Below are 22,509 nucleotides of genomic sequence, written 5' to 3'. Positions count from 1 at the left end.
CTTTGGCTGGCGCAGGGGAACGTCGGTTCCGAGGCCGACTTCCTGGCTTTCCTGGGGGGCGAGAAGGGCGATCGAGGGGACTCGGCCTACGAGGTGTGGCTCGCCGACGGCAACGCCGGGACGGTGGCCGAGTACCTGGCCGCGCTGAAGGGAGACAAGGGCGACGAGGGGAAGAGCGCCTACCGGGTCTGGCTGGACGCCGGGAACGTGGGCCCAGTTGCGGACTTCCTCGCTTCGATCAAGGGGGCGCCGGGCGGCGAGGGGCCGTCCGCCTACGAGGTGTGGCTGACGGCCGGCAACGCCGGGACGGTGGCCGAGTACCTGGCGGCGATAAAGGGCGAGCCCGGGGCCTCCGTAAAGGGCGACCCGGGGGAATCCGCATACCAGACCTGGCTGGATCAGGGGAACGCCGGCTCCGAGGCGGACTTCCTCGTCGCCTTGCGGGGAGAGCCGGGCCTCGACGGGGAGCCGGGCCGGTCTTTCAAGGCGGACGCGGCCGGCACGCTGGCCGAGAGGGCGCAGTGGGACGCGCAGCCGTCCGGCTTCCTCTACCACGCCCTCGACGAGAACCCGCCCGACGGCCTCTACTACTACAAGACGTCGAGCGCGGAGGGCGCTTGGTCGGGCCCGATCCCTCCCCCCGAAGGCCCCGAGGGGCCCCCCGGCGCCTCGACCTACGAGACCTGGCTGGATCAGGGGAACGTCGGTTCCGAGGCCGACTTCCTCGAAGCCGCGAGGGGCCCGCGCGGGGCCACCGGCGTCGGGGTCAAGGTCGGGGGCGCCAAGGGGCAGATCTACAGGAAGCGCACGAACGCGGACCACGACACCGAGTGGGCCGCGATGGCGCCGTCGGACATAGGCGCCGTCCCCCTCCTGAAGGCGTTCAACGCCGGGGACACCGAGCAGGAACTGGAAGAAATCGGCGGCTTCGACGCCCGCTCGAAAACCCACCTGTGGCGCTTCAAGGAGCTCGTGACCGGCAGGACGGACCCGAACGATCCCATGACCGGCAACTGGTCGCCGGCGATCAACGCCGCCATCCAGCACCTCAAGGACACGCGGGCGCGGTTCAGGACCTACCCGAACGGCACGACGCAGCACGTCGGCCTCGGGGAGTTGTTCGCGCCGGGGGACGGGCGCAGGTACCGGTGCGACTCCCGCCTCAACGTGACGCAGCTCAAGGGGCTGAGGTTCCGGGGCGAGGGAGAGGAGTCTACGGTCTTCGACAACCGCACCGGGGAAGAGTTGATCTTCTTCAACCACTCCCAGGCCGTGGACTTCGAGGACTTCCAGATCGCCGGCTCCCTTAAGGAAAACTCCGGCGGCATTCGCTTCCACCAATCGACGGCGGACCCGAACCAAAGGCCGACCTTCGCCTACAGGATGAAGAGCGTCGCCTTCGAGCAGCTCCACCGCGCGATGAGGTGGACGGGCGACGTCATGGGAGACGACCTCCTGTACCTGGGCGTGAAAATCCGCGACTGCCTGCGGCCGTTTACCTACACGAACGACCAGGCCGTGAATCACGTTTTCGTCGGCGGCGAGGTGCAGTGCTTCAACAACAACCTCGACCCCGCAAATTTCGCCGACAACTTCGCCTACTGGAACGCGAAGATGAGCGCCGCGGCGGGCTGGACGAACCCCCAGACCGCATACGACGGCGCGGTCTTCTTCGTGCAGAAGGGGGGGCAGGTGACGTGGGTCGGGGGCGGCCTGATCCACACCTACACCGACGTCTTCTTCGAGTACGACCCCTCGTTCGTCCAGACGGCGCCGATCGTGCTCATGCCCGCGCGGTGGGAGAAGCGCTACGTCGACCCCGTCGGGGACCAGTGGGGGCAGCAGAGGACCGCGATAGTTCGGAGGTCGCAGCACGTCCCCGAGGGCGCCAACGTCAAGAGCCCCGTGATCATCTCCCCGGGCTCGGTCGTAAACTGCGCTTACCCCTCGGCCAACCCGAACGCCACGCCCCCGGTCGTAAACCAGGACTACGAGCTCTTCTACCTCTACAACGGGCACAAGATCGTCGCGCGGGACGTCCAGGTCCTCGGCACCGGGGTCAAGAAGGTCGTGGCGCAGCTCAACGCCTCGAGTCCGGCCAACGTGGCGAGGTTCCGCGGCGACGGGACCTCGCCGCTGACGTACGAGCCCCGCAGGACCGGGGTCGGGGTGGCGGTCAACCACGACTTCCGGCAGGACGAGAGGCTGCAGCAGATCGACTCGAGGGCGCAGCCGTCGGGCCCCGACGACGCGCAAACGCTCGTCAACAACGTGGGGCGCCGCCCGAAGTTTTTCTTCTGGCGGTCCCCGGACGGGCTCTTGCCCGGCTGCGGGGGCGCGCCGAACACCGTAGACCTTCGCGGCCCGGCCAACGGCTTCTTGGAAGAGCTGCGGGCCATAAGGACGAGCGGCGGCACGGTCGGGGGCGCGAGCCCCACCCCGAACCTCGTCTACGAGTTCCGCTCCACGACGGGCGTTCTGTACGCGACCCTGACCATAAGCTTTAGCGGAGACCCGAACCTCCTCAAGCCCGCCGACAGGCCCCAAACCTTCGACCAAGGCGGCGACGGGATCGTGCGCGTCACCTGCACGACGCCGACCCAGACGCAGGTGTTCGGCGTCATCAAGGGGGTCGCGGCGTGAGGCGGCTCGGTGGGTAGGGGGGTGCGGAAGGCGGGCGCGCGAAGGGCCCGCCAGAAGTCGGGCGTCAACGGCGACCTCCACAAGAACAAGCTAGACGCCGAGGCGTACGCCTCCGCCCGGGCGAACGAGAGGCTCGACCGCAACGGCGACTTCGCGAACGGGCCGATCGGGGGCCCCGAGCCCCTCGCGGCGTCGCACTACACGCGCCTGGTGGACCTCCAGAACCTCGACAACGCCTCGATCAAGCGGGGCGGGGACTTCATGAACGGGGCCTTGGGGGGGCCGCCGCCGAGCGCGCCCTCGCACTACGCCCGCCTCGTCGAGGTCGAGGGCGCCCACGCCAACGCCAACGGGAGGCTCAGCCGCAACGGCGACTTCGCGAACGGGCCCGTAGGGGGGCCCGCCCCGACCGCCCCGGGCCATTACGCCAGGAAGGCCGAGACCGACGCGGCCCAGGCCGCGGCCGTCTCGGCGAACGCCAACGCGAACGGGCGCATCCCGAACGCCGCAAACGCCGTGAGCAACGGGCACCTCGCCCCCGGGATCGGGGGCAGCAAGCTCGGCGACCGGACCCTCGGCGGGATCAAGATGATCGTCGGCACGGTCGGGCAGGCCGAACTCAACGCCAACACCCGCAACGAGGCGGCGGCCGTCTCTTCCATGAGGACCCTCGACGGCACCGCGGGATCGGCCCAGCCCTACTGCTACACCCCGTTCATGCACCTCGAGAAGGCCGAGCGGCTCGGCCGCCTCGGGACGCGAAAGAGGCTCCGGGAGTCGCACCGCAAGGGAGACGCCGGGACGATCGCGGCGCTCGCGGCGCGCGTCGGGGTCCTCGAGGAGGCGCTCTTGATGTCGCTCTCCATGCAGATGGACTACTCGGGCATGTCCGGGGACGAGAGGGAGGAGTGGATCGAGGGCGGAAGCCCCGAGGCCGTGGAGTACAAGAGGAAGGTCGGCGTGGACGAGTACCGCGGGTGGCGCGACCCAGCCCTGGAGGAAGTCCTGGAGGAGGCGCGCGCCCAGCAAGACGCCGCGGACGCAACGCTCGAGGAGCAAGAAGACGCCGAACCACCGAACCACCGACGATGAGAAGGGAGCGATGCCAGTGGACTTCGCGCAACTGATCGAGAAGATACGGGCGCACCTGGCCGAGGGGGGCGAGCTCGTCCTGAGGAGGCCGACGGACTTCCTCGTCGCCTGCCGGACGCGCGGGCGCGCCTACGCGATCTTCGGCTACCCGAGCGAGAGGGCGGCGGGCAACGACGACGAGAACGAGCTGTTCAGCCAGCCCGCGGTCGGCCTCGGGCAGCTCCTCTGGAGGATGGAGGAGCTCGCCGACGACGCCGAGGGGGGGCTCGCGGCGTGGGAGGTCGGGTAGACGGCCCCGTGATCGGGCCCGAGAAAAAGGGAGGGCGGCCGCCCTCCCCGAGGCCAGCCCGCGCGAGGGGCAAGACCTACCGAAGGGAAGGTTATGCCGTCTTCGACGATCGGAACATACCGCAGGTGGGCCAACTTTGGGCACCGTAGAGATCCTCATGCTCCTCCTGCAGAGCATGCCGACCGACCCCAACTACTTCTCGAAGTGGGAGCAGCTAGGGATCGTGGGTCTCCTCGTCGCCACGATCTTCGGCATCGTGGCGACGGTGGGCCTGCTGATGCGCGCGCTGCTGCACGACCCGCCCCAACTCGTCACGGGCCCCCGCTTCCGGGAGATGGAGGAGACCTACGAGAAGCGCCTCTCGGAGAAGGAGGAGGAGGTCGCGGAGCTCAAGGAGGAGAACAAGGACCAGAACGCGCAGATCGTGCGCCTGGCCGCCGACATGGTGCGCCTGAACGATCAGTACCAGCAGACCCTGCGCGAGCTCGCCTCGGCGGGGATGGGCAGGAGGGCGGCGCCGGATGAGCGTTAGGGACTGGTGGCGCAGGATCACGGGCCGCGGCCGCGAGCAGGAGGCCCCCCCACGCCACGACGCGGGGGATCTCCGGCGGACGAGGGCGGAGCGGGCGGCGAGGACGGGCGCGCGGCTGAACGCCGAGGCGCAGGCGAAGGAGTCGACGGCACAAGACATGAGGGAGATGGGCATGGAGGAAGCCGCGGAGAGCCTGGAGGCCGACGTGCAGGACCTGAAGGAGAGGGTGGCGAAGCTCGAGCGCGAGCGGGCCACCGCCCTCGTCGGCGACGCGGCGGAAGCCTTCGAGGGGAGGGTCTGATGCTGGACTACTTCGCGTCCGACCAGGGGCTCCGGCTGCTGACCCGGGGGGTGATCCTGGCGGTGGTGATCGGCCTGCTCGTCGTGTTCGGGTTCGTCCTGCCCTCGGCGTGGCGGTCCCTGCGGGCGACGGAGAACCGCCGCAACGGCCGGCGGGAGTTCGCGCTGCACCTCGGGCGCACGGCGGTCGGGTTCACGGTGGTTATCCTCATATTCGGCGGCGTCGCCGCGGATCTTTTGTTCGTGAACGACCGGGAGACGCGGGCCGCGGTGGCGAGGCTCGGCATCTTCTTCGCCATCGTCCTGATCATCCTCGGGGCGATCGACGTTCCGTTTACCAATCGGCGCATGACGGCCGCCCGCGCGCGCCAGCTGGAAGCCGCCGCGGACGAGCTCAAGGAGACGGCCATCGACACCAACGAGACGGCGCACCGCATCGAGGGTGAGATCAAGAAGGGGAGGGGGGGCGAGGATGCCTAAGCCTACGCCCATGCTGAGCTACCCGGCGAAAGAGAAGCTGCCGTACGGTCCCTGGATAGGGTACTTCGACCGCGCCACGGACCCGGACACGGTCGTGGCCTGCGTCAGCGTCGGCTTCGACCTATACCCGCCGGTTTCGATCCGGCTCAGGGGCCTGCGCGCCCCGGAGAGCCACCAAATAGGCGCCGACGAGCTCGTGGCCGCGATCGAGCGGGTCGCGCCGTACGGCACGCACTGCAACGTCTACTCCGAGAAGACGCCGCGCTCGGGCGACCAGAAGACGACCTTCGCCCGCTACGTCGGCGACGTCGTGCTGTCCGGCAACCGCGACCTGGCGGCGCTCGTCAACGCCGAGATCAAACGCTTGGAGGAGCAGCTCGGGCACGAGCTCGACCCCGGACTCTAGCCCGGCGCAAGGGAGGACAAGCATGACCGCCGAAGTCCCGGACCTCTGGACGCTCTACGACCCCGAGGACCTGCGTCTCCGGCCCCCGTCGTGGAAGCCGCGCACCCTCCTCGCGCTCCTCGACTCCCCGTCCACGGAGGGCCTCACCGTGACCGCGGTCGGACCCGGCTCGGTCGAGATCTCCGTCGAGGGCCTGTGCGAGGGGGAGATCGTCGCGCTCGCCTTCGGGCTCTCCGCCGCAGACTGGTCCCCCGAGGAGAAGCGCGAGCTCCTGGAGGTCGTGAGGCTGGCCTACCCGTGGCCGATCAGGGACCCCATGAGGATGATCCTGGGATCCGTCGCGCAGGCCATGGGCGTGCCGATAGTGGCCTAGCTCCCCCTCCCGGACCGTAGGCCCGTCGCCGACCTCCGGGCCGTTCGAATAGCAAACGACTCCTGCAAACAATCGTTCTCCAGTAGCGACAAACCGTCCCCGGCCCTTGCCGGAAGAAAGGACAAGCATGCCCGAAGAGAAGCAGCGCGTGGTCGTCGGCGCCCTGAAGATCCGGCCCGAGGAGCGCGACGCGTCCGGCCCCGTGCTGGCGCGCCCCGAGGCCAACTACCGCGACGTCATCGACTCCAACGACGACCCAGGAGTGCCCCTCGGCGCCGAGGTCTCCTTCGAGGCGGACCTGACCGAGGCGGAGGTCGCGGCCTTCCTCGACGCCCACAATTGCCGTTATGTGCAGCCCGTCGTGTACGCCACCACGGACGAGGTCGGCCCCGTCGAGCTCGTCGAGGGCGCGACGATCGCGCAGACGGGCTCCTGGCGCCCCCCGAAGAGGACGATGGCTTACATGGACGCCGACGGCCTGGAGGAGGAGGGCTGGGACGGCACGGGCGTCACGGTGGCCGTCCTCGACGGCGGCACCACGAAGGCCCTCAAGGACCTGTTCGGCTGGGAGATCGTAGCGTCCTGGGACTTCGTCTCGAACGGCCCCGCGCGCGGCATGAGGAACGAGCACGGCTGCTTCGTGACGCCCGAGGCGGTGCCGATCGCGGCGAAGCTCATAGAGTGCGTCGTGTTCAACGAGGAGGGCCGCAGCAGCGCCACCAACACGGCGAGGGCGGTGAAGTTCGCGGTGGACAACGGCGCGGACGTGATCAACTTCTCGGGCTCCGGCGACTCCCCGTCCTCGGTCTACGACGACGCGAGGCGCTACGCGGCCCGCCACGGCGTCGCCTGGACGGCGTCTGCGGGCAACGAGAACGAATACCGGGTCGGCTACCCGGCAGCCTACCCGGACGTGATCTCCTCGATCGCCGCGGACGAGACCGTAGACCAGCGGGGCAAATTCTCGAACTACCACGAGGACGCCAACGGCATGACCCCGGGGGTGCGGTGCGAGTCGTTCAACCGGGAAGCCAGGATCATCAACTGGAACGGCACTTCGTCCTCCGCGCCGAAGAAGGCCCGCGTCATTGCGATGGGGGCGACGAAGGGCAACGGCAAGCCCGGATACGCGCCCCTGAAGGTCGCGGCCTCTCTCCGGAATACGGCGAGGAACACGCCGGAGCCGACGCAGGAGGAGGGAGCGGGCGCTTGGCGTCTGCGCTACGCCCTCGACAAGCTCGCCGGCTCCGCCCCGGTCCCGGAGCCCACGCCCGCCCCGGAGCCGAAGCCGGAGCCCACACCCACGCCCCGACCCCCCAGGCAAACCGTGCCCTGGTGGCGGCAGATGCTCCGGAGAAGGGGGTAGCGCCGTGGCGGTGATCACTCCCCCCGTAACCCCGCGCTGGCCGATCATCTCCGCCCCGCCCGAGGCGGTGGCGGCTGCCGCCCTGGACCCGAAGCAGCAGGCGAACGCCAAGAAGATCGACGACTTCTTCGCGGCGAACGGGAAGGACTGGGGCGCCTACGGGCCGCTCGGCAAGGACCTGATCGAGGTGGCGCGGCAGCTCGTCCTCGACCCGGCCCTCGGGGCTGGCGTGGTGCAGCGGGAGTCCTGGGGGCGCAACATCTTCGGCTGCGACCACGGCAGCCGCTGGACCAACGTGCCGCCGTTCTGCAACGTCCCCGTCACCAAGGGCCGCGTCAAGCAGCTCATAGACAACTACAACGCCCCCCCGCCCGGGGTAGGCGCGAACGGCGTAGGGGTGCCGCAGATCACCTCGATGCCCTACGTCTTGCACGCCGAGAAGATAGGCGGGGCGCACGTCCCGCGCAACCAGATGATCGCCGGGTTCACGTCCTTGCGCGACCGGATAAACAACCTCGGCTACGCGGACGGCCTCGCGGCCTACAACGCGGGGGAAGGAAACCTCGCGGCGGGCAGGGCCTACGCGGCGTCCGTCATGGCGTTGCACGAGGAGTGGAAGGCGAGGCTGGGGCAGCAAGTCCCCGACTCGGGAAAGATCCTCCCGCGCCCCTCCGATCTCCACTCCCCGGGCTCGGGCGCCTACGTGAACGCCCATCCCACGCACTACAACTGGCGCCCGGACGTCTACGACCTCGTCGTCAAGTACCTCAACCACCCCAAGCTCAAGGGCAAGATCTGGATCAACACGTACCGGGACCACCCCCCGGGGTGGGGCCTCGACGCGGTCTCCTTCGACGTGTGGGCGTGGGCGGGCCGCGGGTTCGACATCGGGCACGCCCTGCGCAAGCAGGTCTTCGACGTCGTCTTCAACGATCCGGCTGGTCCGAAGATCCGCTGGCTCATCTCCGGCGGCGCCCTGTGGTCGAGCGCCGGCGGCTGGGAGCCGTGGGACCCGCCCGAGGACGGTTCCGACCCCGGACATTGGCGACATTCGCACTGGACGTTCTGGTAGCCCGACGACTTGGAAGGGGAAGCATGAGGAACATCAACTGGGACGGAATCTCCCCGTCCCTCGCTGGCATGCTGCGCGGCCTAGTCCACGCCGTCGTGCTCGCGGCCGTAAGCGCCGTGGTGCTGTACGTCTCGACCCCCGAGAACGTCCCCAACGGCTTCTCGGTCTACGTGCCGCTGATCCTGGCCGTCCTCGATTTCGTCAAGAGGACGGTGGAGGGGGGCCTCGACGAGGGGAGGCTGTCGGGCGGCATAGCCGTGCATCGGCCCGCGAAGGACGAGCTCTACCGCTGTCACGGCCAGAGGCGCGAGTCGTGAGCGCCGTGGCCGTCTACCACCGCGTCGAGTACTACGGCCCCGGGGAGCTCCCCGCCGCCTACGTCCGGGGCTCGATGTTCCTCACGAGCGGGGACTCCGGTATCTCGCGGGCCATACAGGCCGTCCAGGGGCTTCGGAGCCCGGCGTGCTACGCGAGGTGGAACCACGGCGGCCTGATCACCCACGAGCACGGCCAGATGGTCGAATCCTTAGAGTTCGGCCCCGAGGTCGAGCACATGGAGAAGTACCGCGGCGCGTGGGTCGCGATCGTCGTTCCGGAAATCCACCCGCGCGACCTGGAGCAGCTGGAGACCTACGTCGAAAGCGTCCTGGCCGCCGACTGGGGCTACTCCTACCTCTCCATCCTGTGCATCCTGATCTCCCTCCTAACGGGAAGCAAGCTCAACTTCTCACGCACCGCGACGATCATCTGCACCGGCTTCAATTGCGACGGCTACACGAGGCTCGGTTACGTCTGGCCGAAGCCCGCGGCGTTCATGCGCCCGGACGACGTCGCCGCGTTCTTCGGCGCGCGGTTCCCGGCGGGCGCCTAGAAGCCCAGGTCCACGTAGCCGTTCTCGTCGGAGAACATGTCGGTGTCCCCGAGCTCGAGCGTGAAGTCCGAGGCGCCCGGCGCCACCGTGAAGATAACCTCGCCCTGCTGCGTGACGCCGGGGTTCACCTGATCGAGGAATATGTCCTTCGCCGGGTCGATGTAGCCGAAGGTCTCGTTGTCGGTCTCGAACGTGCGGTCCTCGCCGTCGATCAGCGCGAGCGACTCGGAGTCGAGGGTCACGGCCTCCGATCCGTTGTTGGTGAAGGCGAAGTCCACGACCACGAAGTTGCCCTGCTTGGGCTCCTGGAACTCCGAGGTCAACTGGTTCGCCTGCCTCGCGTTGGTGACCTGCCACGCCACGTCCGCGACCGTGAGGTTCTCGCCGACCGGCACGGCCTGCCTTTCCTCGGCGGGCTGCCCGCCCGAGCCCCCGTCGTCCTGCGCGGACTCGTTCCCCTCGATCGACGAGTCGGCGGTGTCCGACCCGCTGCTACTCAAAACGGCCAGGCATCCCACCGCGACTATGCCCAGCACCCCGAGTATCGCCAAACCGCCGCAACCCATCAGGATCTTCCGTCCCACCAGACGCCCCTTCCCACCTAACGACATGGGCGCCGCAGCGCCGCAAGCCTTCGATCCTCGGTTTCTCTTTGCTCGAATACCGCGTTCGGGGGGAGCACAGGCCCTCCCCTCGAGGAAGAACTACCTCGCGCGGCGCGAGAGGCCCGCGGCCATGACGCCGGCGCCCGCCAGCAGCAGGCCGGCCGTAAGCAGCAGCGAGGCCCCGCCGGTGGCCGGCAGCTCCAGGTCGCCGCCCGACTCCAGTAGCGGCTGGGACGAGCCCTGCGGGGCGGCCGGGGTCTCGGCATACTGGTAACCCGTGGAACCGGCCCCGGCCCCGCCGCTGTCCAGGGTTTCGCAGGCCACGCCGTCGCCGTCGTCGTCGAGCCCGTTGGGGTCGCTCGGATCCTGGTCGTAGGTCGCCTGGGCCTCTTCCTGCGTCGCGAAGTCGGCGCAGTCGAGGTCTCCGGCCTGGGCCATGGCCGAAGGCGCGAACACCAGCATCGTCATCAGGGATAGGGCTGCTAACAGAAACAGTCTTCTCACGTTCCTCCTCACGCATCGGGTTTGCTTCCATGCGAAGGGGCGCCTGCACCCCCCCTCACCCACGGCAAGCACGATAATGCGTGGCGATCCCTCGCGCTACTCGTTTTCCGGAACGCAGCCGGCGCAGCGCAAGCCATCGGCGCTCTCTGCGAACGTGACCTCTCCGGCTCGCTTCCTTTCCCCGGTGTCGAGAACGACCACCAGCTCGAACGGGTTCAACTCGCGACGACAAAACAGGCATTGCTCCGTAGGATGGATCATGCGGACACTTTAGCGTCGGTCGCGGCTGTCCGCCTCGTTCTTTTGGGATGAGATCGTGGCGCCGCCCCGCCCCCTGGTGCAGAATGCTCCTCATGCCCAGAGCGGTGCTCTACGCCCGAGTCTCGACCGAGGAACAAAAGAACGGCTTCTCCATCTCCGACCAGCTTCGCACGCTCCGCGACCACGCGAGGCGCGAGGGCCTGGAGGTCGTCGAGGAGTGCGTCGACGACGGCTACCCAGGGTCCGACCCGGACCGCCCCGGCCTGATGCGCGCCATGGAGCTCGCCGAGCGCGGCGCGATCGGGGCCGTGGTGGCGACGAAGCGCGACCGCCTGTTCCGCTCCCGCCTCTACCGCCTCCTGATGGACCGCGATCTCGAGGAGTACGGGGTCTCGCTCGTGGCGCTGAACGACACCGGCAACAGGATCGGCGACGGCGTGCAGGACGACTTCGCCGAGTACGAGCGCGAGCAGATCACGCAAAGGACCGCCGCCGGCCGGCGCGAGAAGGCCCGCCAGGGCAAGGTGATCGCCGGGCGCCTCCCGGACTACGGCTACCGCTACGGGCCGTCGCGCGACTCCTACGTCGTGGTCGAGGAGGAGATGCGAAACGTCCGGCGCGTGATCTCCTCGGTCGCCTCCGGGTCCTCCTTGCACGGCGTCGTCTCAACGCTGGACGCCGAGGGGGTGCCGGCGCCCAACGCCGGGAAGTGGCAGAGGACGTTCGCCCGCCAGGCGATCTACGACGACTGCTACAGGCCGCACGCGGTCGGGGAGCTCGAGGGGATGGGCGTGGCCCCGGAGGTCCTCGCCCGGCTCGATAAGGACGGCCTCTACGGGGTGTGGTGGTACAACCGCCGCGGCGTGCGCACGGTGCGCGTCCCGACGCCGACCGGGCACAAAAAGTCCCGCCGCGTCAGGGAGAAGCCGCGCGAGCAGTGGATCGCCGTCCCCGTGCCGCCCTCGGGGCTCGCGGCGGAGACCGTCGACGCGGCGAGGAGGGCGCTCGCCGACAACGAGAAGAGCTCGAAGGCGGCGAGGAGGGACTGGGAGCTCTCGGGCGGGGTCTTGCGGTGCCCGGGGTGCGACCGGGCGCTCGTGGCCGTCTCCGCCCGCAAGAAGGGGGCCGAGGGCCGCCCCGCCAGGGAGCACCACTACTACGCCTGCACCACGCGCCGCCAGAGGGGCAAGGACGCCTGTTCCTACTCGCGCACCCCGAACGCCGAGAAGACGGAGGCCGAGGTGTGGGCGGCCGTGAGGGGCCTCCTCCTCGACCCCGCGCGGCTCAGGAGGATGCTCGAGGCGCACAAGAGGTCCCGCCGGCGCCGGTCGGGCGGCCCCGAGCGGGAGGCGAAGAGGCTGGCGGCCGTCGTGGCCGAGTGCGACCGCAAGCGGGCGAAGGACCAGGAGATGTTCCGGGCCGACGCGATGACGCTGGAGGAGCTCCGGGCGTCCCTGGCGGCGCTCTCGAAGGCCCGCGAGGACGCCGAGGCCGCCCTCCGGGACGCGCGGGCGAGGAGGCTCAGGGCGGACGAGGAGGAAGCCGAGGGCGAGGCCCTGATGCGCCGCTACGAGGGCTTCGCGGCGGGCGACCTCGACGCGCTGGGGGGAGAAGCTCGCCGGGAAGTGTACAATCGTCTGGGGGTCACCGTGGTCGCGGCGCGGACCAGGGACGAGCCCCTGAGGATAGTCTTCGGCGCCCTGGGAGGAGAAGAGGTTTGTCACCGCGACAGAACGTCAACAAGATGATGCAGCAGGTCCAGAAGATGCAGCAGGAGATGCAGCAGGCCCAGGAGGAGCTTGCCCGCGAGACCGTGACGGCGAGCGCCGGCGGCGGGGCGGTCAAGGCGACGATGACCGGTGGCCTCGAGCTCGTCTCGCTGGAGATCGACCCGGAGGTCCTCGACCCCGAGGACGTCGAGATGCTCCAGGATATGGTGCTCGCCGCCGTCAACGAGTCCCTGAACAGCGCGCAGGAGATGGCCTCCAAGCGCCTCGGCGGCATCACCGGCGGTCTTGGCGACCTCGGGCTGAACATACCGGGGATGTAGCGAAAGCCCCTTGGCGACGTACGCGAGGCCGGTCGAGCGCCTCATCACGGAACTCTCGAAGCTACCCTCCATCGGGCCGAAGAGCGCCCAGAGGATAGCCTTCCACGTCGTCCGCGGGCGGCCGGACGACGCGAAGGCGCTCGCCGAGGCCCTGCGTGAGGTCAAGGAGCGCATCAAGCCGTGCAGGCGCTGCTTCAACCTCACGGAGGAGGAAGAGTGCGACATCTGCCGCGACCCCAGGCGTGACCCGGCCGTGATCTGCGTGGTCGAGGACCCCTACGACATCGGCCCCATAGAGCGCACGGGCGAGTACCGGGGCCTCTACCACGTCCTCGGCGGCTCCCTCTCGCCGCTCGACGGGATAGAGCCCGAGGACCTCCGCATCGCCGAGCTCGTCGAGCGGGTCGACGCCGAAGGGACGAAGGAGATCGTCGTCGCCACCAACCCTAACACCACCGGCGAGGCGACCGCCCTGTTTATCTCCGGGGAGCTCAAGGAGAAGCCGGTCCGGGTGACGGCGCTGGCCAGCGGCCTGCCCGTCGGCGGCGACCTGGAGTACGCCGACGAGGTTACGCTCGGCCGCGCCTTCGCCGGACGGCGTGAGATCTAGGGGCCTGGAGGAACGTTCCGGGGGAGGACCCCCCGAGGGCTCCTCCCTCGCCGGCCTCTCCCGCCGCACGGTCGACGCTTTAGGCGAGACGGTGGCGACCCTCGCCCCGCACCCCCGAAGCTCGTCAAGGCGCCGGAGTTCCCCCGCGAGCTCGAGAGGGCCCTGGGGTCGATGGGGCGGGGAGGCTCTACTCGCACCAGCTGGAGGCATACGAGCGGGTGCGGGCGGGGGAGAACGTCATCGTCGCGACGGCGACGGCGAGCGGGAAGTCGCTTTGCTACAAGATCCCCGCCTTCGAGAACGCCCTTCAGAGCCCGAAGAACCGCGCGCTGTTTCTGTACCCGACGAAGGCGCTCGCGCAGGACCAGCTGCAGAAGATCCAGAAGCTCAAGCTGCGCGGCGTCTACCCGGCTACGTACGATCGGGACACGCCGAAGGCCCTGCGCTCGGAGGTACGCCGCCGCGCCAACGTCATCCTGACGAACCCGGACATGCTCAACGTCGCCCTCCTCCCGAGCCACGAGGGCCCCTGGTCGGACTTCTTCAGGAACCTCCAGATCATCGCCGTCGACGAGGCCCACCTCCTGCGCGGGGTCTTCGGCTCCCACGTCGCCGCCGTCATGCGGCGCCTGAGGCGAGTGGCCGAGCTTCACGGCGCCGACCCCAGGTTCGTCCTCACGAGCGCTACCATCGCGAACCCCCTGGAGCTCGCGGAGGTTCTCACCGGCCTGCCGTTCTCGCTCGTGGACAACGACGGGGCCTCCTCGGGGCCCAGGCGCGTGGTGTTCAGGAACCCGCCGCTCAAGGACGAGGAGAAGGGCGACCGGCGGAGCATGCTCACGGAGGCGGCCTTCGTGTTCTCGAAGCTCGTGGCGCAGGGGGTGCGCACCATCGCGTTCGCCAAGAGCCGCAAGTCCGCCGAGCTTATCTACCGCTACGCCGCCGACCGCCTGGGTCCAAACCTCGCGCGGCGCGTCTCGCCGTACCGGGCGGGCTACACCGTCCGGGAGCGCAGGGAGATCGAGGGCAGGCTCTTCAGCGGGGAGCTTCTGGGCGTCGTCTCCACGAACGCGCTGGAGCTCGGGGTGGACGTGGGCGCTCTGGACGCCGTCGTCTGCTGCGGCTATCCGGGGAGCGTCGCCTCGATCTGGCAGCAGTGGGGAAGGGCCGGGCGCGGCAAGGACCCGTCGCTCGCCGTGTACATCGCCGGAAGGGACTCCCTGGACCAGTACCTCTACGAGAACCCGGAGAAGGTCCTGGGCAGGCGCGTCGAGGCGGCGCGGCTCACCCTGGAGAACCCCTACGTGCTGGGGCCGCACCTCCTGGCGGCGGCGCACGAGTCGCCGCTCGACGCGGCGGACGACCGCTACTTCGGGTTCGGGTTCGACCGGGTCACGGAGGACCTGGCGGAGGAGGGACAGCTCGTGAGGAGCGGGGGAGGCTCCACTACGCCGGGGGGACAACCCGGCGTGGAAGATCTCCCTGAGGTCCGCGGACGCGGAGTCCGTCCTTGTGGCGGATCGGGAGGGGGAGGTGATCGGCTCGGTCGAGTCGCGCCGCGCCCCGATGGAGCTCCACCCCGGCGCGACCTACCTGCACCGGGGCCGCGCCTACGAGGTCGAGGACCTGAACCTCCCCGCCCACAACGCCCGCGTCAGGCTCGTCCCGAACCGCTACTACACCAGGGTACGGGTCGAGACGGACGTGGATATCCTCGAAGAGATGCAGAAGAGGGATCTGGCCAACGGCGCGAAGCTCCACTGGGGCCGCGTGCGCACCACCGACGTCGTCACCCAGTACAAGAAGATCCAGGTCCAGGACGGACGCGAGATCGGCGTCTTCCCCCTCGACCTGCCGCCGACGGACTTCGAGACGCGAGGGCTCTGGGTCACCCTGCCCCCGATGCCGCCGATACCGCCGCCGACTCCTGGGGAGGAGGGCCGTCCGAGCTTCGTGGAGTTTCTCGGCGCCCTGCACGCCGCGGAGCACGCGACGATAGGCCTGCTCCCCCTCTTCGCGATGTGCGACCGGGGGATATCGGCGGGCTCTCCGTCGCCGTCCACCGGGCGACGCGTCTGCCGACGATCTTCGTCTACGACGGCTACCCCGGCGGCGTCGGCATCTCCGAGCGCGGCTACGAGACCTTCGAGGAGCTCGCCCGCGACACCCTCTCCGTCCTCGCCCGCTGCCCGTGCAAGCGCGGCTGCCCGGCCTGCGTCCAGTCCCCCAAGTGCGGCAACTGGAACGAGCCCCTCTCGAAGGACGGCGCCATACGGGTCCTTCGCTTCCTTCTCGGCCAGGTGAGCCGCTACCCGATAGCGTGAGCGGGACCCCTCGGCCCCGCTACGTCTCCGTCATCGGACCCGGCGACGCGGACGACGAGACTTACGGCCTCGCGCACGAGGTCGGGCGGCTCGTCGCTGTTCGCGGCGGGGTCGTGGTCTGCGGCGGGCTCGCGGGCGTGATGGAGGCCGCCGCCCGCGGGGCGACGGAGGCGGGCGGCGTCGCCGTCGGCATCCTGCCCGACGAGGACCGGCGCAGGGTCAACCCGTTCCTCACCCACTCGGTGGCGACGGGCATCGGGCAGGCGCGCAACCTCGCGGTCGTCTGCTCGGCCGACGCCGTTATCGCCGTCGGGGGCGGGTACGGGACGCTCTCGGAGATCGGGCTGGCCCTGAAGGTCGGGCGCCCTGTCGTCGCCCTGCGCGGCTGGGACCTCGGGGAGCACGTCGCCGTCGCGGCGTCCCCGGAGGAGGCCGTGGAGAGGGCATTAGGACGCCCCGGCGCGTAGCGTCTCGCGGCGCGGGCGCTGTGGGGGACGAGGGCAGGCCAGAGGTCGCTCGTTCGCCGAACCCGTCCAGCAGGGGGTAGAGGTTACGGGAAGATCTCCCGGGGAGCCCTGCGACGGGGAAGCGACGTCCGGCCTACCCCGGCGTCGCGGGTGGGGCGCTCGGGAGGCGGGAGGCGGCCACTGCCGCCACGACCAGCAGGGGGCCGAGGCAGAGCGCGAGCGCGGCGTCGGGGGTGTGGATCCGGCGCTCGTCTCGCCTCCTCCCCGCTGGCTCGACTTTGCCCGCGCCCCGTGCCTCCGTAACCTACTATGCGCCCTGGCCGTTCTTCCGGGGCTCGAACTAGCCGAAAGGGCGATGCCTGGCCCGGTGCGCAGCGCTACGATCTCCCTAGTCGAGAACGAACGGGAGAAGTAGATGGAGCGCAAGGAAGAGACGCTGGGCACGTTGTCGGACGGGCTGGCAGAGGCCGTCGAGAAGATAGAGCCGTCGCTGGTCCGGGTGTACGGACGGAGGCGCAGGTCGGCGAGCGGGGTCGTCCACGCCGACGGCCTCGTGCTGACGGCGAGCCACTCGCTGGAGCGCGACGAAGACATTTCGGTCGGGCTCGAGGACGGGAGCAGGCACGCGGCGCGCCTGCTCGGGCGGGACCCTTCGACGGACCTGGCCGTCCTCGGGGTCGAGGGGCTGGGGGTGAGCGCCGCCGCTGCCGCCGGGGGCGAGCCACGGGTCGGGCAGATCGCGCTGGCCGTCGGCAGGCCCGCGCGCGGCGAGGGCGTCCGGGCCTCCCTGGGCGTCGTGAGCGCCGTGGGCGGCCCCTTGAGGACGGGACGGGGGGCGCGGCTCGAGCGCTACGCACAGACGGACGCCACCCCGTTTCTCGGGCTCTCGGGGGGGACGCTGGTCGACGCGCGGGGCGACGTCCTGGGCATCCTGACGACGGCCTTCGGCAAGGGGGCGATGTTCGCCGTCCCGGCCGAGCTCGCGTGGCGGGTGGCGGGGACGCTCGCCGAGAAGGGCTCCACGAAGCGCGGGTACCTCGGGGTGCTGAGCCAGCCGGTGCGGCTGCCGGACGCACAGAGGGTCGGCCTCACGCAGCGGGGCGGGCTCCTGATCGTCGGCGTCGAGGACGGCAGCCCCGCCTCGCGCGCCGGGCTCTTGATCGGGGACATCGTGGCGACGCTGGACGGCCAGCCGGTCGAGGATACCGACGATCTGCTGACGCTCCTCGCGGGGGAGAGGGTCGGGGACGAGGTGCCCCTGAGGCTGGTGCGCGGCGGCGAGCTGACGACGGTGCGCCTGACCGTCGGCGAGCGCGGTGGGGAGGCGTAGCATGGTCCCCGGGATCGGGGCGGCTTCGAGCGCCGCCGAGAGGATGGTCGAGGGGGCGCGGAGCAGCGTCGTCGAGGTGTCGGTCGGGAGACGAGGGGGCGGGGCCGGCGTGATCTGGCCGGTCGACGCCCTCGTGCTGACGAACGACCACGTGGTCTCCGCCGGCCGCGGGGGCCGGGGATGGCGCCGCGGCCGGCGGAGCTCCGGCCCGCGCGTGACCCTCCGCGACGGCCGGGCCTTCGACGCCGAGGTGCTGAAGCGCGACGGCCGGCTGGACCTGGCGCTCCTGCGCCTGAAGGACGCCCCGGCGGACCTGTCGCCGGCCGCCGTCGGAGCCTCCGGGGCCCTGCGCGTCGGGGAGCTGGTCTTCGCGGTCGGGCACCCGTGGGGGCGTCCCGGGGTCGCGACGGTGGGCATCGTGAGCGGGCTGGCCGGCGAGAGGGGCTGGACGCGGCACATCATGTCCGACGTCTCCCTGGCGCCCGGCAACTCCGGCGGTCCCCTCCTGAACGCGAGCGGCGAGGTCGTGGGGATCAACGCCATGGTCTCGGGCGGCTTCGCGTTCTCCGTCCCGAGCGACGTCGCGAGCGCCTGGGTGTCGGGCTTCCGTACCGGCCGCCCCCGCCTGGGGGTCGGCGTGGTCCCGGCCGGCGTCCGCGGGGACGCCGGGCTGGCGGTCGCCCTGGTCAAGGCGGGCGGGCCGGCCGACAGGGCCGGCATCATCGTCGGGGACGTGCTGCTCGGCACGGAGGACGGCGCATCGTTCGGGGGCGCCGGGGCCCTCTTCGAGGCGCTCGCCCGGGCGGGGGAGACGGCGCGCCTGCGCGTCCTGCGCGGCGGGGAGGAGATCCTGGTGAGCGTGGACCTCGAGGCGTCGGGGCCGGAGCGGGCGGCGTGAGCCCGGCCGCCACGAGGGTTCTCGTCGTGGCACCGACCTCGATGGCCCGGGCCGGGCTACGCTCGATGCTCCACTCGGCCGAGGGCTCGGGCGTGGAGGTGGTCGGGGAGGCGGACGCCCTCTCCGGCCTCGGGGCGGCGGGGGTCGACGTCGTCCTCGTGGCGGGTGAGGAGCCCCTGGAGGATGCGGTCCACGCCCTCTCCGACGAGGGGGAGATCGCCCTCGTCGTGCTCTCCGAAGACGACGCGGGGCCGATCGCCGCCCTGCGCGACGCTCCGCTCAGGGCGTGGGGCATCGTGCCGCCCGACGCCCCACCGGAGGAGCTCGCGGCGGCCGTCCTCGCGGTGGGACAGGGCCTCGTGGTCCTGCCCATCCCCGTGGCGGACCGACTGCTCGAAGAGACCCGCGTGGCCGCCGTGGAGGAGCTCTCGGAGCCCCTGACCGGGCGGGAGAGAGAGGTACTGGAAGCCCTCGGCAGGGGGCTGTCCAACAAGATGATCGCGCGCCAGCTGCGCATAAGCGAGCACACCGTCAAGTTCCACGTCTCCTCCCTCTACGCCAAGCTCGGCGTCTCCAGCCGCACCGAGGCGATGGGCGAGGGCGCGAGGCGAGGCTTGATCTCCCTCTAAAAAGCGAGACGCCCGAGCGACGACCGCGCGGCGACCGGTCGAAGCACCGGCTCGCCGTCACGTACCGCGACGACCGCGAGGCCTACACCGCGGGCTCACGTCGCCGGGATCTCGCGCCGCGCCACCGGCGAGCCCTGTCCCCGACCCGGTGCTCGGCGACCTGCCTCCGGCGGGCGCCGCGGACGAGTGGCCCGACGGAGCTCCCTCGCCGCCCCTACTGGTGCTCCGGCCCTCGCCTGCTCCGGCGCGGGGGGTCCCCTTGCGCGCCGTCGGGGTCCAGCTTCTGCCGCAAGCCGGAGATTATGAGGTCGAGGCCGAAGTCGAACTGCGCGTCGCGGTCGACCTCCTTGAGTGGCGGCGCGAGCTCCAGCGCCCTCGGACCGCCCTCCAGCTCCAGCGGGAAGCCCCGGATCTCCGCCAGCGCGTACCCTACCGTGTAGCTCGACAGCGCCCGGAAGGCCTGGAGCGCCGGCACCAGCTCCAGCCCCGCGCCGCGCAGGACCTCGAAGATCCTCAAAGCCTCGCCCGTGCCGAGGGGCCGCGTGGCAAAGAGCTGGAAGACCTCCGGGTGCGCCCGCGCCAGCTTCAGGTAGGAGCGGAACGCCTCCCGGACCTTCCCCTCCCAGCCCCCGGAGGTCGCGGCCGGGATCTCCAACCCCTCGATCAAAACCTCCACCATCCCGCCGAGCAGGGCCTCCTTGTTCGGGACGTGGTTGTAGAGCGACATCGCCTCGACCCCGAGCTCCCGGCCCAGCTTGCGCATGCTCAACGCCCCGAGCCCCTCCCGATCCACGAGCTCGACGGCGGCCTCGAGGATCCTGCGCCGGCTCAACGGCCGCCGCCCTACCTCGCCCACCCGTAGCACCTCTCGAAAAACATCTTGACAGCTTACACCAACACCTATAACCTTACGCTGTAAATATACAGTGTAAGTATGGAGGAGACGAAGGGAAGCCGAGCGCGGGACGAGGAGGGTGTTTTGGTGGGGAAGGGGTCGTTGGGGGAGGAGAGGGAGGTCCGGCTGCGCGGGGGACCGTGCGGTACCGGGAGGCGGGGGAGGGCCCGGCCATCGTGTTCGTGCACGGGGTGATGGTCAACGGGTTGTTGTGGCGGGGGTCGTGGAGCGTCTGGGCGGGCGGTACCGTTGCGTGGTGCCGGATCTCCCCCTCGGTGGGCACTCCGTGCCGTTGCGGGAGGAAGCAGACGTCGGGCCGCGGGGGTGGCGGTGATTGTCGCCGAGTTCATGGAGGCGTTGGACCTGCGCGACGTCGTTCTCGTCGGCAACGATACGGGCGGCGCGATCTGCCAGATCCTGATCTCCGAGCACCCGGAGAGGGTCGGGCGGCTCGTCCTCACGAACTGCGACGCGTACGAGGCCTTCTTCCCGTGGCCCTTCCGTTTCGTGCAGTACGGGGCGCGTCTCTTCGGCGAGCGGTTCGTGGGCGCGTTGGCCCGGGTGCTGAGGGCGCGTGCCGCGCAGCGGCTGCTGATGTGGACCGTGTCCAGGCGTCGCGCGGAGGAGCAGGTCCTCGACGCCTACTTCGGGCCCCTGCTGCGCGACTCCGGGGTTCGGCGGGACCTGGCGCGGTTCCTGCGCGGCGTCTCCGGGCGTCACACCCTGCGGGCCGCACGCACCTTCCCCGGTTTCCGGAGGCCGGTCCTGATCGCGTGGGGCGACCGGGACCTTCTGTTCCCCCTGCGCCTCGCCCGCCGGTTGCAGCGGGACTTCCCCGACGCCGTCCTGAAGATCGTTCCCGGCTCCCGCGCGTTCGTCCCCGAGGACGCGCCGGAGCGGCTCGCGGAGGAGATCGAGGCATTCATCCCGTCGGAGGACGAGAGCGGGGGCTCGCCGCGTGGCGCGAGGGGCGCGGCGTGATCGGCGCGGTCCCTACGAGGCCCGCCGGGTTGGGTCCCCTGCTCCGCGGGGCCGCCCTGCCTGTTGCCCTGTTCTCCGGGGTGGCGCACGGCGGGGCCGCGGTCCTGGTGGGGCTGATGGTCGCGGGGATGGTGACCGGGGGCGCGGGAGGGGTGCTGTTGTTGCTCTGGTCGGCGTTCTCGCTCTTCGTCTCCCTCGCGGGCTACCGGCGGATGGAGGAGCGGCGGCGGCGCGAGGCGGTCTCGTCGCTCGCGGCCTCCGGGATGGCGGCGCTCGCTTACAGGGTCATAGCGCTCTACCCGGGACCGGTCGAGGACCCGGCCGTCGCGGAGGTGTTCGAGCTGTACGGGCGTGCCCAGGCCAGCCTGGAGGAGGGGGACTACCGGGGCGCAGGCGAGGCGATCGAACGGGGCATCGCCCTCGCCGACGGGCTGCTCGCGAGGCGATGGGGCGGTTCGGGATGAGGAAGGCGAGGCGGAAGGAGGAAGGTCTTGGAAGCAATGATGGCGTTGTTGCAGGAAGGCGGGAACACGGAGGGGTTCGAGATCCTCGCGGAGGGCCTGAGGTACGTGGGGGTGGGGATAGCGGCCGGGGCCGCGGTCATCGGGCCTGGGGCCGGGATGGGGTACCTGATCGGCCAGACCATAGCGTCGATCCACCGCCAGCCGGAGGCGTTCGACCAGACGAGGACCTTGATGTTCCTCGGCATCGGGCTCGTCGAGGCGTTCGCCCTCTACGGCATCGTCTTCGCCCTGCTCCTGGCCTTCGTGCTCGGGTAGCGAGTTGCAGAGGGGCCGTGAGAGCGGCCCTTCTCCGCAATACCCCGCGCGTGGACTGCATGCAGTGGTCCTGCCGAGCAACCGCACCGTGCGTCGGAACCGTTCCTCGCCTCCTGCGCCGTCGTCACATACGGGGAAGCTTCGATAGGTTATAAGAACTGTTCCATCGTGCAAGCAGGGAGAGGAGCATGAAGAGAGGCGTAGGGGCGGGAGAGGAAGATCGCTACGAGCGGTGGATGCCTTGAAGTTGAGGGAGTAGCGCGAATGCACGGTTCCGAGGCGACTTCGCATAAGGTTGCCCTCGGCCTCGCCGTCGCGGCGGCCGCTCTCTACGCGCTTGTGCTGCTGGCGATCGTTTGCATCGAGCGGTTCCCCGGGCTCGTGCCGGACGATGCTCCCGGGCTAGCCATGCTCGTATTCTTCCTGGTACCGTTCGCGTCCTCTGTCGTCGGGGTCCTGGCCTCCGTACTAGGGTTGAGGTGCATTCTGCTGCAGCGCGGCAGGATCATCTACGCTGCGCTCGCGATCTTGGTTGGAGCGCCGGTAACGGTGCTTGCGCCTCTACAGACACCCGTGATCTAGAGTTCGCCTAGTCCTTCAGACCGGGCTCGGGGCCCTCGGGGTCGGCCCCTTCACGTACCATAGCCGCGGCCTGGCCCTGCGGGTGGAGGAGGCCGGTCGCCGGGTTCTTCCAGACGGTCTCGCCGTCCTCACGCTCCCGAGGCTCCCAGCCCGCGGCTTCGAGCATCCGG

The 22,509-nt window shown here is 70.4% G+C and carries 28 protein-coding genes; 24 read left to right on the top strand and 4 right to left on the bottom strand.

The window, feature by feature from the left end:
* The first annotated feature begins 93 nt into the window (after window positions 1–93).
* From GBA65_RS15100 to GBA65_RS15045, 12 genes are all read left to right on the top strand, one after another.
* Window positions 94–2,643 carry a hypothetical protein gene (locus GBA65_RS15100; RefSeq protein ID WP_166397258.1) on the top strand — a complete coding sequence of 850 codons (2,550 nt, stop codon included), beginning with the start codon at window positions 94–96 and terminating at the stop codon, window positions 2,641–2,643.
* 9 nt (window positions 2,644–2,652) lie between these two features.
* Window positions 2,653–3,735 carry a hypothetical protein gene (locus GBA65_RS15095; protein ID WP_166397257.1) on the top strand — a complete coding sequence of 361 codons (1,083 nt, stop codon included), beginning with the start codon at window positions 2,653–2,655 and terminating at the stop codon, window positions 3,733–3,735.
* A gap of 10 nt (window positions 3,736–3,745) precedes the next feature.
* The gene (locus tag GBA65_RS15090) at window positions 3,746–4,024 is read left to right on the top strand and encodes a hypothetical protein (RefSeq protein WP_166397256.1); all 279 of its coding nucleotides are present in this window, start codon (window positions 3,746–3,748) and stop codon (window positions 4,022–4,024) included.
* A 136-nt stretch (window positions 4,025–4,160) separates the two neighbouring features.
* Window positions 4,161–4,556, top strand: coding sequence for a hypothetical protein (locus GBA65_RS15085; RefSeq protein ID WP_166397255.1), 396 nt, complete (start codon window positions 4,161–4,163; stop codon window positions 4,554–4,556).
* Window positions 4,546–4,857 (top strand): hypothetical protein, encoded by a 312-nt coding sequence (locus GBA65_RS15080; RefSeq protein ID WP_166397254.1) that lies wholly within the window; start codon window positions 4,546–4,548, stop codon window positions 4,855–4,857. The genes GBA65_RS15085 and GBA65_RS15080 overlap by 11 nt, the downstream gene beginning before the upstream one ends.
* A complete protein-coding gene (locus GBA65_RS15075; RefSeq protein WP_166397253.1) occupies window positions 4,857–5,336 on the top strand; it encodes a hypothetical protein in 480 nt (159 codons plus the stop codon). The genes GBA65_RS15080 and GBA65_RS15075 overlap by 1 nt, the downstream gene beginning before the upstream one ends.
* Window positions 5,329–5,742, top strand: a complete 414-nt coding sequence (locus tag GBA65_RS15070; protein WP_166397252.1) for a hypothetical protein — start codon at window positions 5,329–5,331, stop codon at window positions 5,740–5,742. Before GBA65_RS15075 ends, GBA65_RS15070 begins: the two co-directional genes overlap by 8 nt.
* Window positions 5,743–5,764: 22 nt before the next feature.
* A complete protein-coding gene (locus GBA65_RS15065; protein WP_166397251.1) occupies window positions 5,765–6,115 on the top strand; it encodes a hypothetical protein in 351 nt (116 codons plus the stop codon).
* Window positions 6,116–6,242: 127 nt separating this feature from the next.
* The gene (locus tag GBA65_RS15060; RefSeq protein WP_166397250.1) at window positions 6,243–7,481 is read left to right on the top strand and encodes a S8 family peptidase; all 1,239 of its coding nucleotides are present in this window, start codon (window positions 6,243–6,245) and stop codon (window positions 7,479–7,481) included.
* Window positions 7,482–7,485: 4 nt separating this feature from the next.
* The gene (locus tag GBA65_RS15055; protein WP_166397249.1) at window positions 7,486–8,553 is read left to right on the top strand and encodes a hypothetical protein; all 1,068 of its coding nucleotides are present in this window, start codon (window positions 7,486–7,488) and stop codon (window positions 8,551–8,553) included.
* A 23-nt stretch (window positions 8,554–8,576) separates the two neighbouring features.
* The gene (locus tag GBA65_RS15050; protein ID WP_166397248.1) at window positions 8,577–8,870 is read left to right on the top strand and encodes a hypothetical protein; all 294 of its coding nucleotides are present in this window, start codon (window positions 8,577–8,579) and stop codon (window positions 8,868–8,870) included.
* Complete coding sequence (locus GBA65_RS15045) at window positions 8,867–9,424, top strand: hypothetical protein (protein WP_166397247.1); 558 nt, start codon at window positions 8,867–8,869, stop codon at window positions 9,422–9,424. Before GBA65_RS15050 ends, GBA65_RS15045 begins: the two co-directional genes overlap by 4 nt.
* Here the strand turns inward: GBA65_RS15045 and GBA65_RS15040 are convergent.
* Window positions 9,421–10,008 carry a DUF4352 domain-containing protein gene (locus GBA65_RS15040; RefSeq protein WP_166397246.1) on the bottom strand — a complete coding sequence of 196 codons (588 nt, stop codon included), beginning with the start codon at window positions 10,006–10,008 and terminating at the stop codon, window positions 9,421–9,423. The genes GBA65_RS15045 and GBA65_RS15040 overlap by 4 nt on opposite strands.
* Window positions 10,009–10,128: 120 nt before the next feature.
* Window positions 10,129–10,533: an excalibur calcium-binding domain-containing protein gene (locus tag GBA65_RS15035; protein WP_207955807.1), complete on the bottom strand. Its 405-nt coding sequence runs from the start codon at window positions 10,531–10,533 to the stop codon at window positions 10,129–10,131.
* A gap of 353 nt (window positions 10,534–10,886) precedes the next feature.
* On the opposite strand from GBA65_RS15035, the gene GBA65_RS15030 reads away from it, so the two are divergent.
* The 8 genes from GBA65_RS15030 (at window position 10,887) to GBA65_RS14995 (ending at window position 19,102) form a co-directional block, all read left to right on the top strand.
* Complete coding sequence (locus GBA65_RS15030; protein WP_166397245.1) at window positions 10,887–12,542, top strand: recombinase family protein; 1,656 nt, start codon at window positions 10,887–10,889, stop codon at window positions 12,540–12,542.
* Window positions 12,539–12,844, top strand: a complete 306-nt coding sequence (locus GBA65_RS15025; protein WP_228281984.1) for a YbaB/EbfC family nucleoid-associated protein — start codon at window positions 12,539–12,541, stop codon at window positions 12,842–12,844. Before GBA65_RS15030 ends, GBA65_RS15025 begins: the two co-directional genes overlap by 4 nt.
* Window positions 12,845–12,854: 10 nt before the next feature.
* Complete coding sequence (gene recR / locus GBA65_RS15020) at window positions 12,855–13,454, top strand: recombination mediator RecR (protein WP_166397243.1); 600 nt, start codon at window positions 12,855–12,857, stop codon at window positions 13,452–13,454.
* Window positions 13,455–13,672: 218 nt separating this feature from the next.
* Window positions 13,673–15,778: a DEAD/DEAH box helicase gene (locus tag GBA65_RS15015; protein WP_166397242.1), complete on the top strand. Its 2,106-nt coding sequence runs from the start codon at window positions 13,673–13,675 to the stop codon at window positions 15,776–15,778.
* Window positions 15,775–16,245, top strand: coding sequence for a TIGR00725 family protein (locus GBA65_RS15010; protein WP_166397241.1), 471 nt, complete (start codon window positions 15,775–15,777; stop codon window positions 16,243–16,245). Before GBA65_RS15015 ends, GBA65_RS15010 begins: the two co-directional genes overlap by 4 nt.
* A gap of 415 nt (window positions 16,246–16,660) precedes the next feature.
* Window positions 16,661–17,575, top strand: a complete 915-nt coding sequence (locus GBA65_RS15005) for a S1C family serine protease (protein ID WP_166397240.1) — start codon at window positions 16,661–16,663, stop codon at window positions 17,573–17,575.
* A 1-nt stretch (window position 17,576) separates the two neighbouring features.
* Window positions 17,577–18,473, top strand: coding sequence for a S1C family serine protease (locus GBA65_RS15000; protein ID WP_166397239.1), 897 nt, complete (start codon window positions 17,577–17,579; stop codon window positions 18,471–18,473).
* Complete coding sequence (locus GBA65_RS14995) at window positions 18,470–19,102, top strand: response regulator transcription factor (RefSeq protein WP_207955806.1); 633 nt, start codon at window positions 18,470–18,472, stop codon at window positions 19,100–19,102. Before GBA65_RS15000 ends, GBA65_RS14995 begins: the two co-directional genes overlap by 4 nt.
* 214 nt (window positions 19,103–19,316) lie before the next feature.
* Here GBA65_RS14995 and GBA65_RS14990 read toward each other — a convergent pair whose 3' ends face one another.
* Window positions 19,317–19,958, bottom strand: coding sequence for a TetR/AcrR family transcriptional regulator (locus tag GBA65_RS14990; protein WP_166397238.1), 642 nt, complete (start codon window positions 19,956–19,958; stop codon window positions 19,317–19,319).
* A gap of 288 nt (window positions 19,959–20,246) precedes the next feature.
* On the opposite strand from GBA65_RS14990, the gene GBA65_RS14985 reads away from it, so the two are divergent.
* The 4 genes from GBA65_RS14985 to GBA65_RS14970 all read left to right on the top strand — a co-directional run bounded on the left by GBA65_RS14985 (window position 20,247) and on the right by GBA65_RS14970 (window position 22,339).
* Complete coding sequence (locus GBA65_RS14985; RefSeq protein WP_207955805.1) at window positions 20,247–20,978, top strand: alpha/beta fold hydrolase; 732 nt, start codon at window positions 20,247–20,249, stop codon at window positions 20,976–20,978.
* Window positions 20,975–21,442, top strand: a complete 468-nt coding sequence (locus GBA65_RS14980) for a hypothetical protein (RefSeq protein WP_166397237.1) — start codon at window positions 20,975–20,977, stop codon at window positions 21,440–21,442. Before GBA65_RS14985 ends, GBA65_RS14980 begins: the two co-directional genes overlap by 4 nt.
* Before the next feature lie 36 nt (window positions 21,443–21,478).
* Window positions 21,479–21,757 (top strand): ATP synthase F0 subunit C, encoded by a 279-nt coding sequence (gene atpE / locus GBA65_RS14975; RefSeq protein WP_266096597.1) that lies wholly within the window; start codon window positions 21,479–21,481, stop codon window positions 21,755–21,757.
* Window positions 21,758–22,021: 264 nt separating this feature from the next.
* Window positions 22,022–22,339, top strand: a complete 318-nt coding sequence (locus tag GBA65_RS14970) for a hypothetical protein (RefSeq protein WP_166397236.1) — start codon at window positions 22,022–22,024, stop codon at window positions 22,337–22,339.
* A 7-nt stretch (window positions 22,340–22,346) separates the two neighbouring features.
* Here the strand turns inward: GBA65_RS14970 and GBA65_RS14965 are convergent, their stop codons facing one another.
* Window positions 22,347–22,505, bottom strand: a complete 159-nt coding sequence (locus GBA65_RS14965; protein WP_166397235.1) for a hypothetical protein — start codon at window positions 22,503–22,505, stop codon at window positions 22,347–22,349.
* Between the last annotated feature and the right edge of the window lie 4 nt (window positions 22,506–22,509).

It is taken from the genome of Rubrobacter marinus (genome assembly GCF_011492965.1).
Lineage (GTDB): Bacteria > Actinomycetota > Rubrobacteria > Rubrobacterales > Rubrobacteraceae > Rubrobacter_F > Rubrobacter_F marinus.
The sequence above is the reverse complement of the archived record's forward strand: the minus strand, read 5'-3'. Positions and strand labels throughout refer to the sequence as shown.

Excerpts from the sequence above, each read along its gene's own strand:
- GBA65_RS15090 (WP_166397256.1), top strand. The coding sequence starts at position 3,746 with ATGCCAGTGGACTTCGCGCAACTGATCGAGAAGATACGGGCGCACCTG.
- GBA65_RS15080 (WP_166397254.1), top strand. The coding sequence starts at position 4,546 with ATGAGCGTTAGGGACTGGTGGCGCAGGATCACGGGCCGCGGCCGCGAG.
- GBA65_RS15075 (WP_166397253.1), top strand. The coding sequence starts at position 4,857 with ATGCTGGACTACTTCGCGTCCGACCAGGGGCTCCGGCTGCTGACCCGG.
- GBA65_RS15070 (WP_166397252.1), top strand. The coding sequence starts at position 5,329 with ATGCCTAAGCCTACGCCCATGCTGAGCTACCCGGCGAAAGAGAAGCTG.
- GBA65_RS15065 (WP_166397251.1), top strand. The coding sequence starts at position 5,765 with ATGACCGCCGAAGTCCCGGACCTCTGGACGCTCTACGACCCCGAGGAC.
- GBA65_RS15060 (WP_166397250.1), top strand. The coding sequence starts at position 6,243 with ATGCCCGAAGAGAAGCAGCGCGTGGTCGTCGGCGCCCTGAAGATCCGG.
- GBA65_RS15050 (WP_166397248.1), top strand. The coding sequence starts at position 8,577 with ATGAGGAACATCAACTGGGACGGAATCTCCCCGTCCCTCGCTGGCATG.
- GBA65_RS15030 (WP_166397245.1), top strand. The coding sequence starts at position 10,887 with ATGCCCAGAGCGGTGCTCTACGCCCGAGTCTCGACCGAGGAACAAAAG.
- GBA65_RS15025 (WP_228281984.1), top strand. The coding sequence starts at position 12,539 with ATGATGCAGCAGGTCCAGAAGATGCAGCAGGAGATGCAGCAGGCCCAG.
- GBA65_RS15005 (WP_166397240.1), top strand. The coding sequence starts at position 16,661 with ATGGAGCGCAAGGAAGAGACGCTGGGCACGTTGTCGGACGGGCTGGCA.
- GBA65_RS15000 (WP_166397239.1), top strand. The coding sequence starts at position 17,577 with ATGGTCCCCGGGATCGGGGCGGCTTCGAGCGCCGCCGAGAGGATGGTC.
- atpE (WP_266096597.1), top strand. The coding sequence starts at position 21,479 with ATGATGGCGTTGTTGCAGGAAGGCGGGAACACGGAGGGGTTCGAGATC.
- GBA65_RS14970 (WP_166397236.1), top strand. The coding sequence starts at position 22,022 with ATGCACGGTTCCGAGGCGACTTCGCATAAGGTTGCCCTCGGCCTCGCC.
- GBA65_RS14965 (WP_166397235.1), bottom strand. The coding sequence starts at position 22,505 with ATGCTCGAAGCCGCGGGCTGGGAGCCTCGGGAGCGTGAGGACGGCGAG.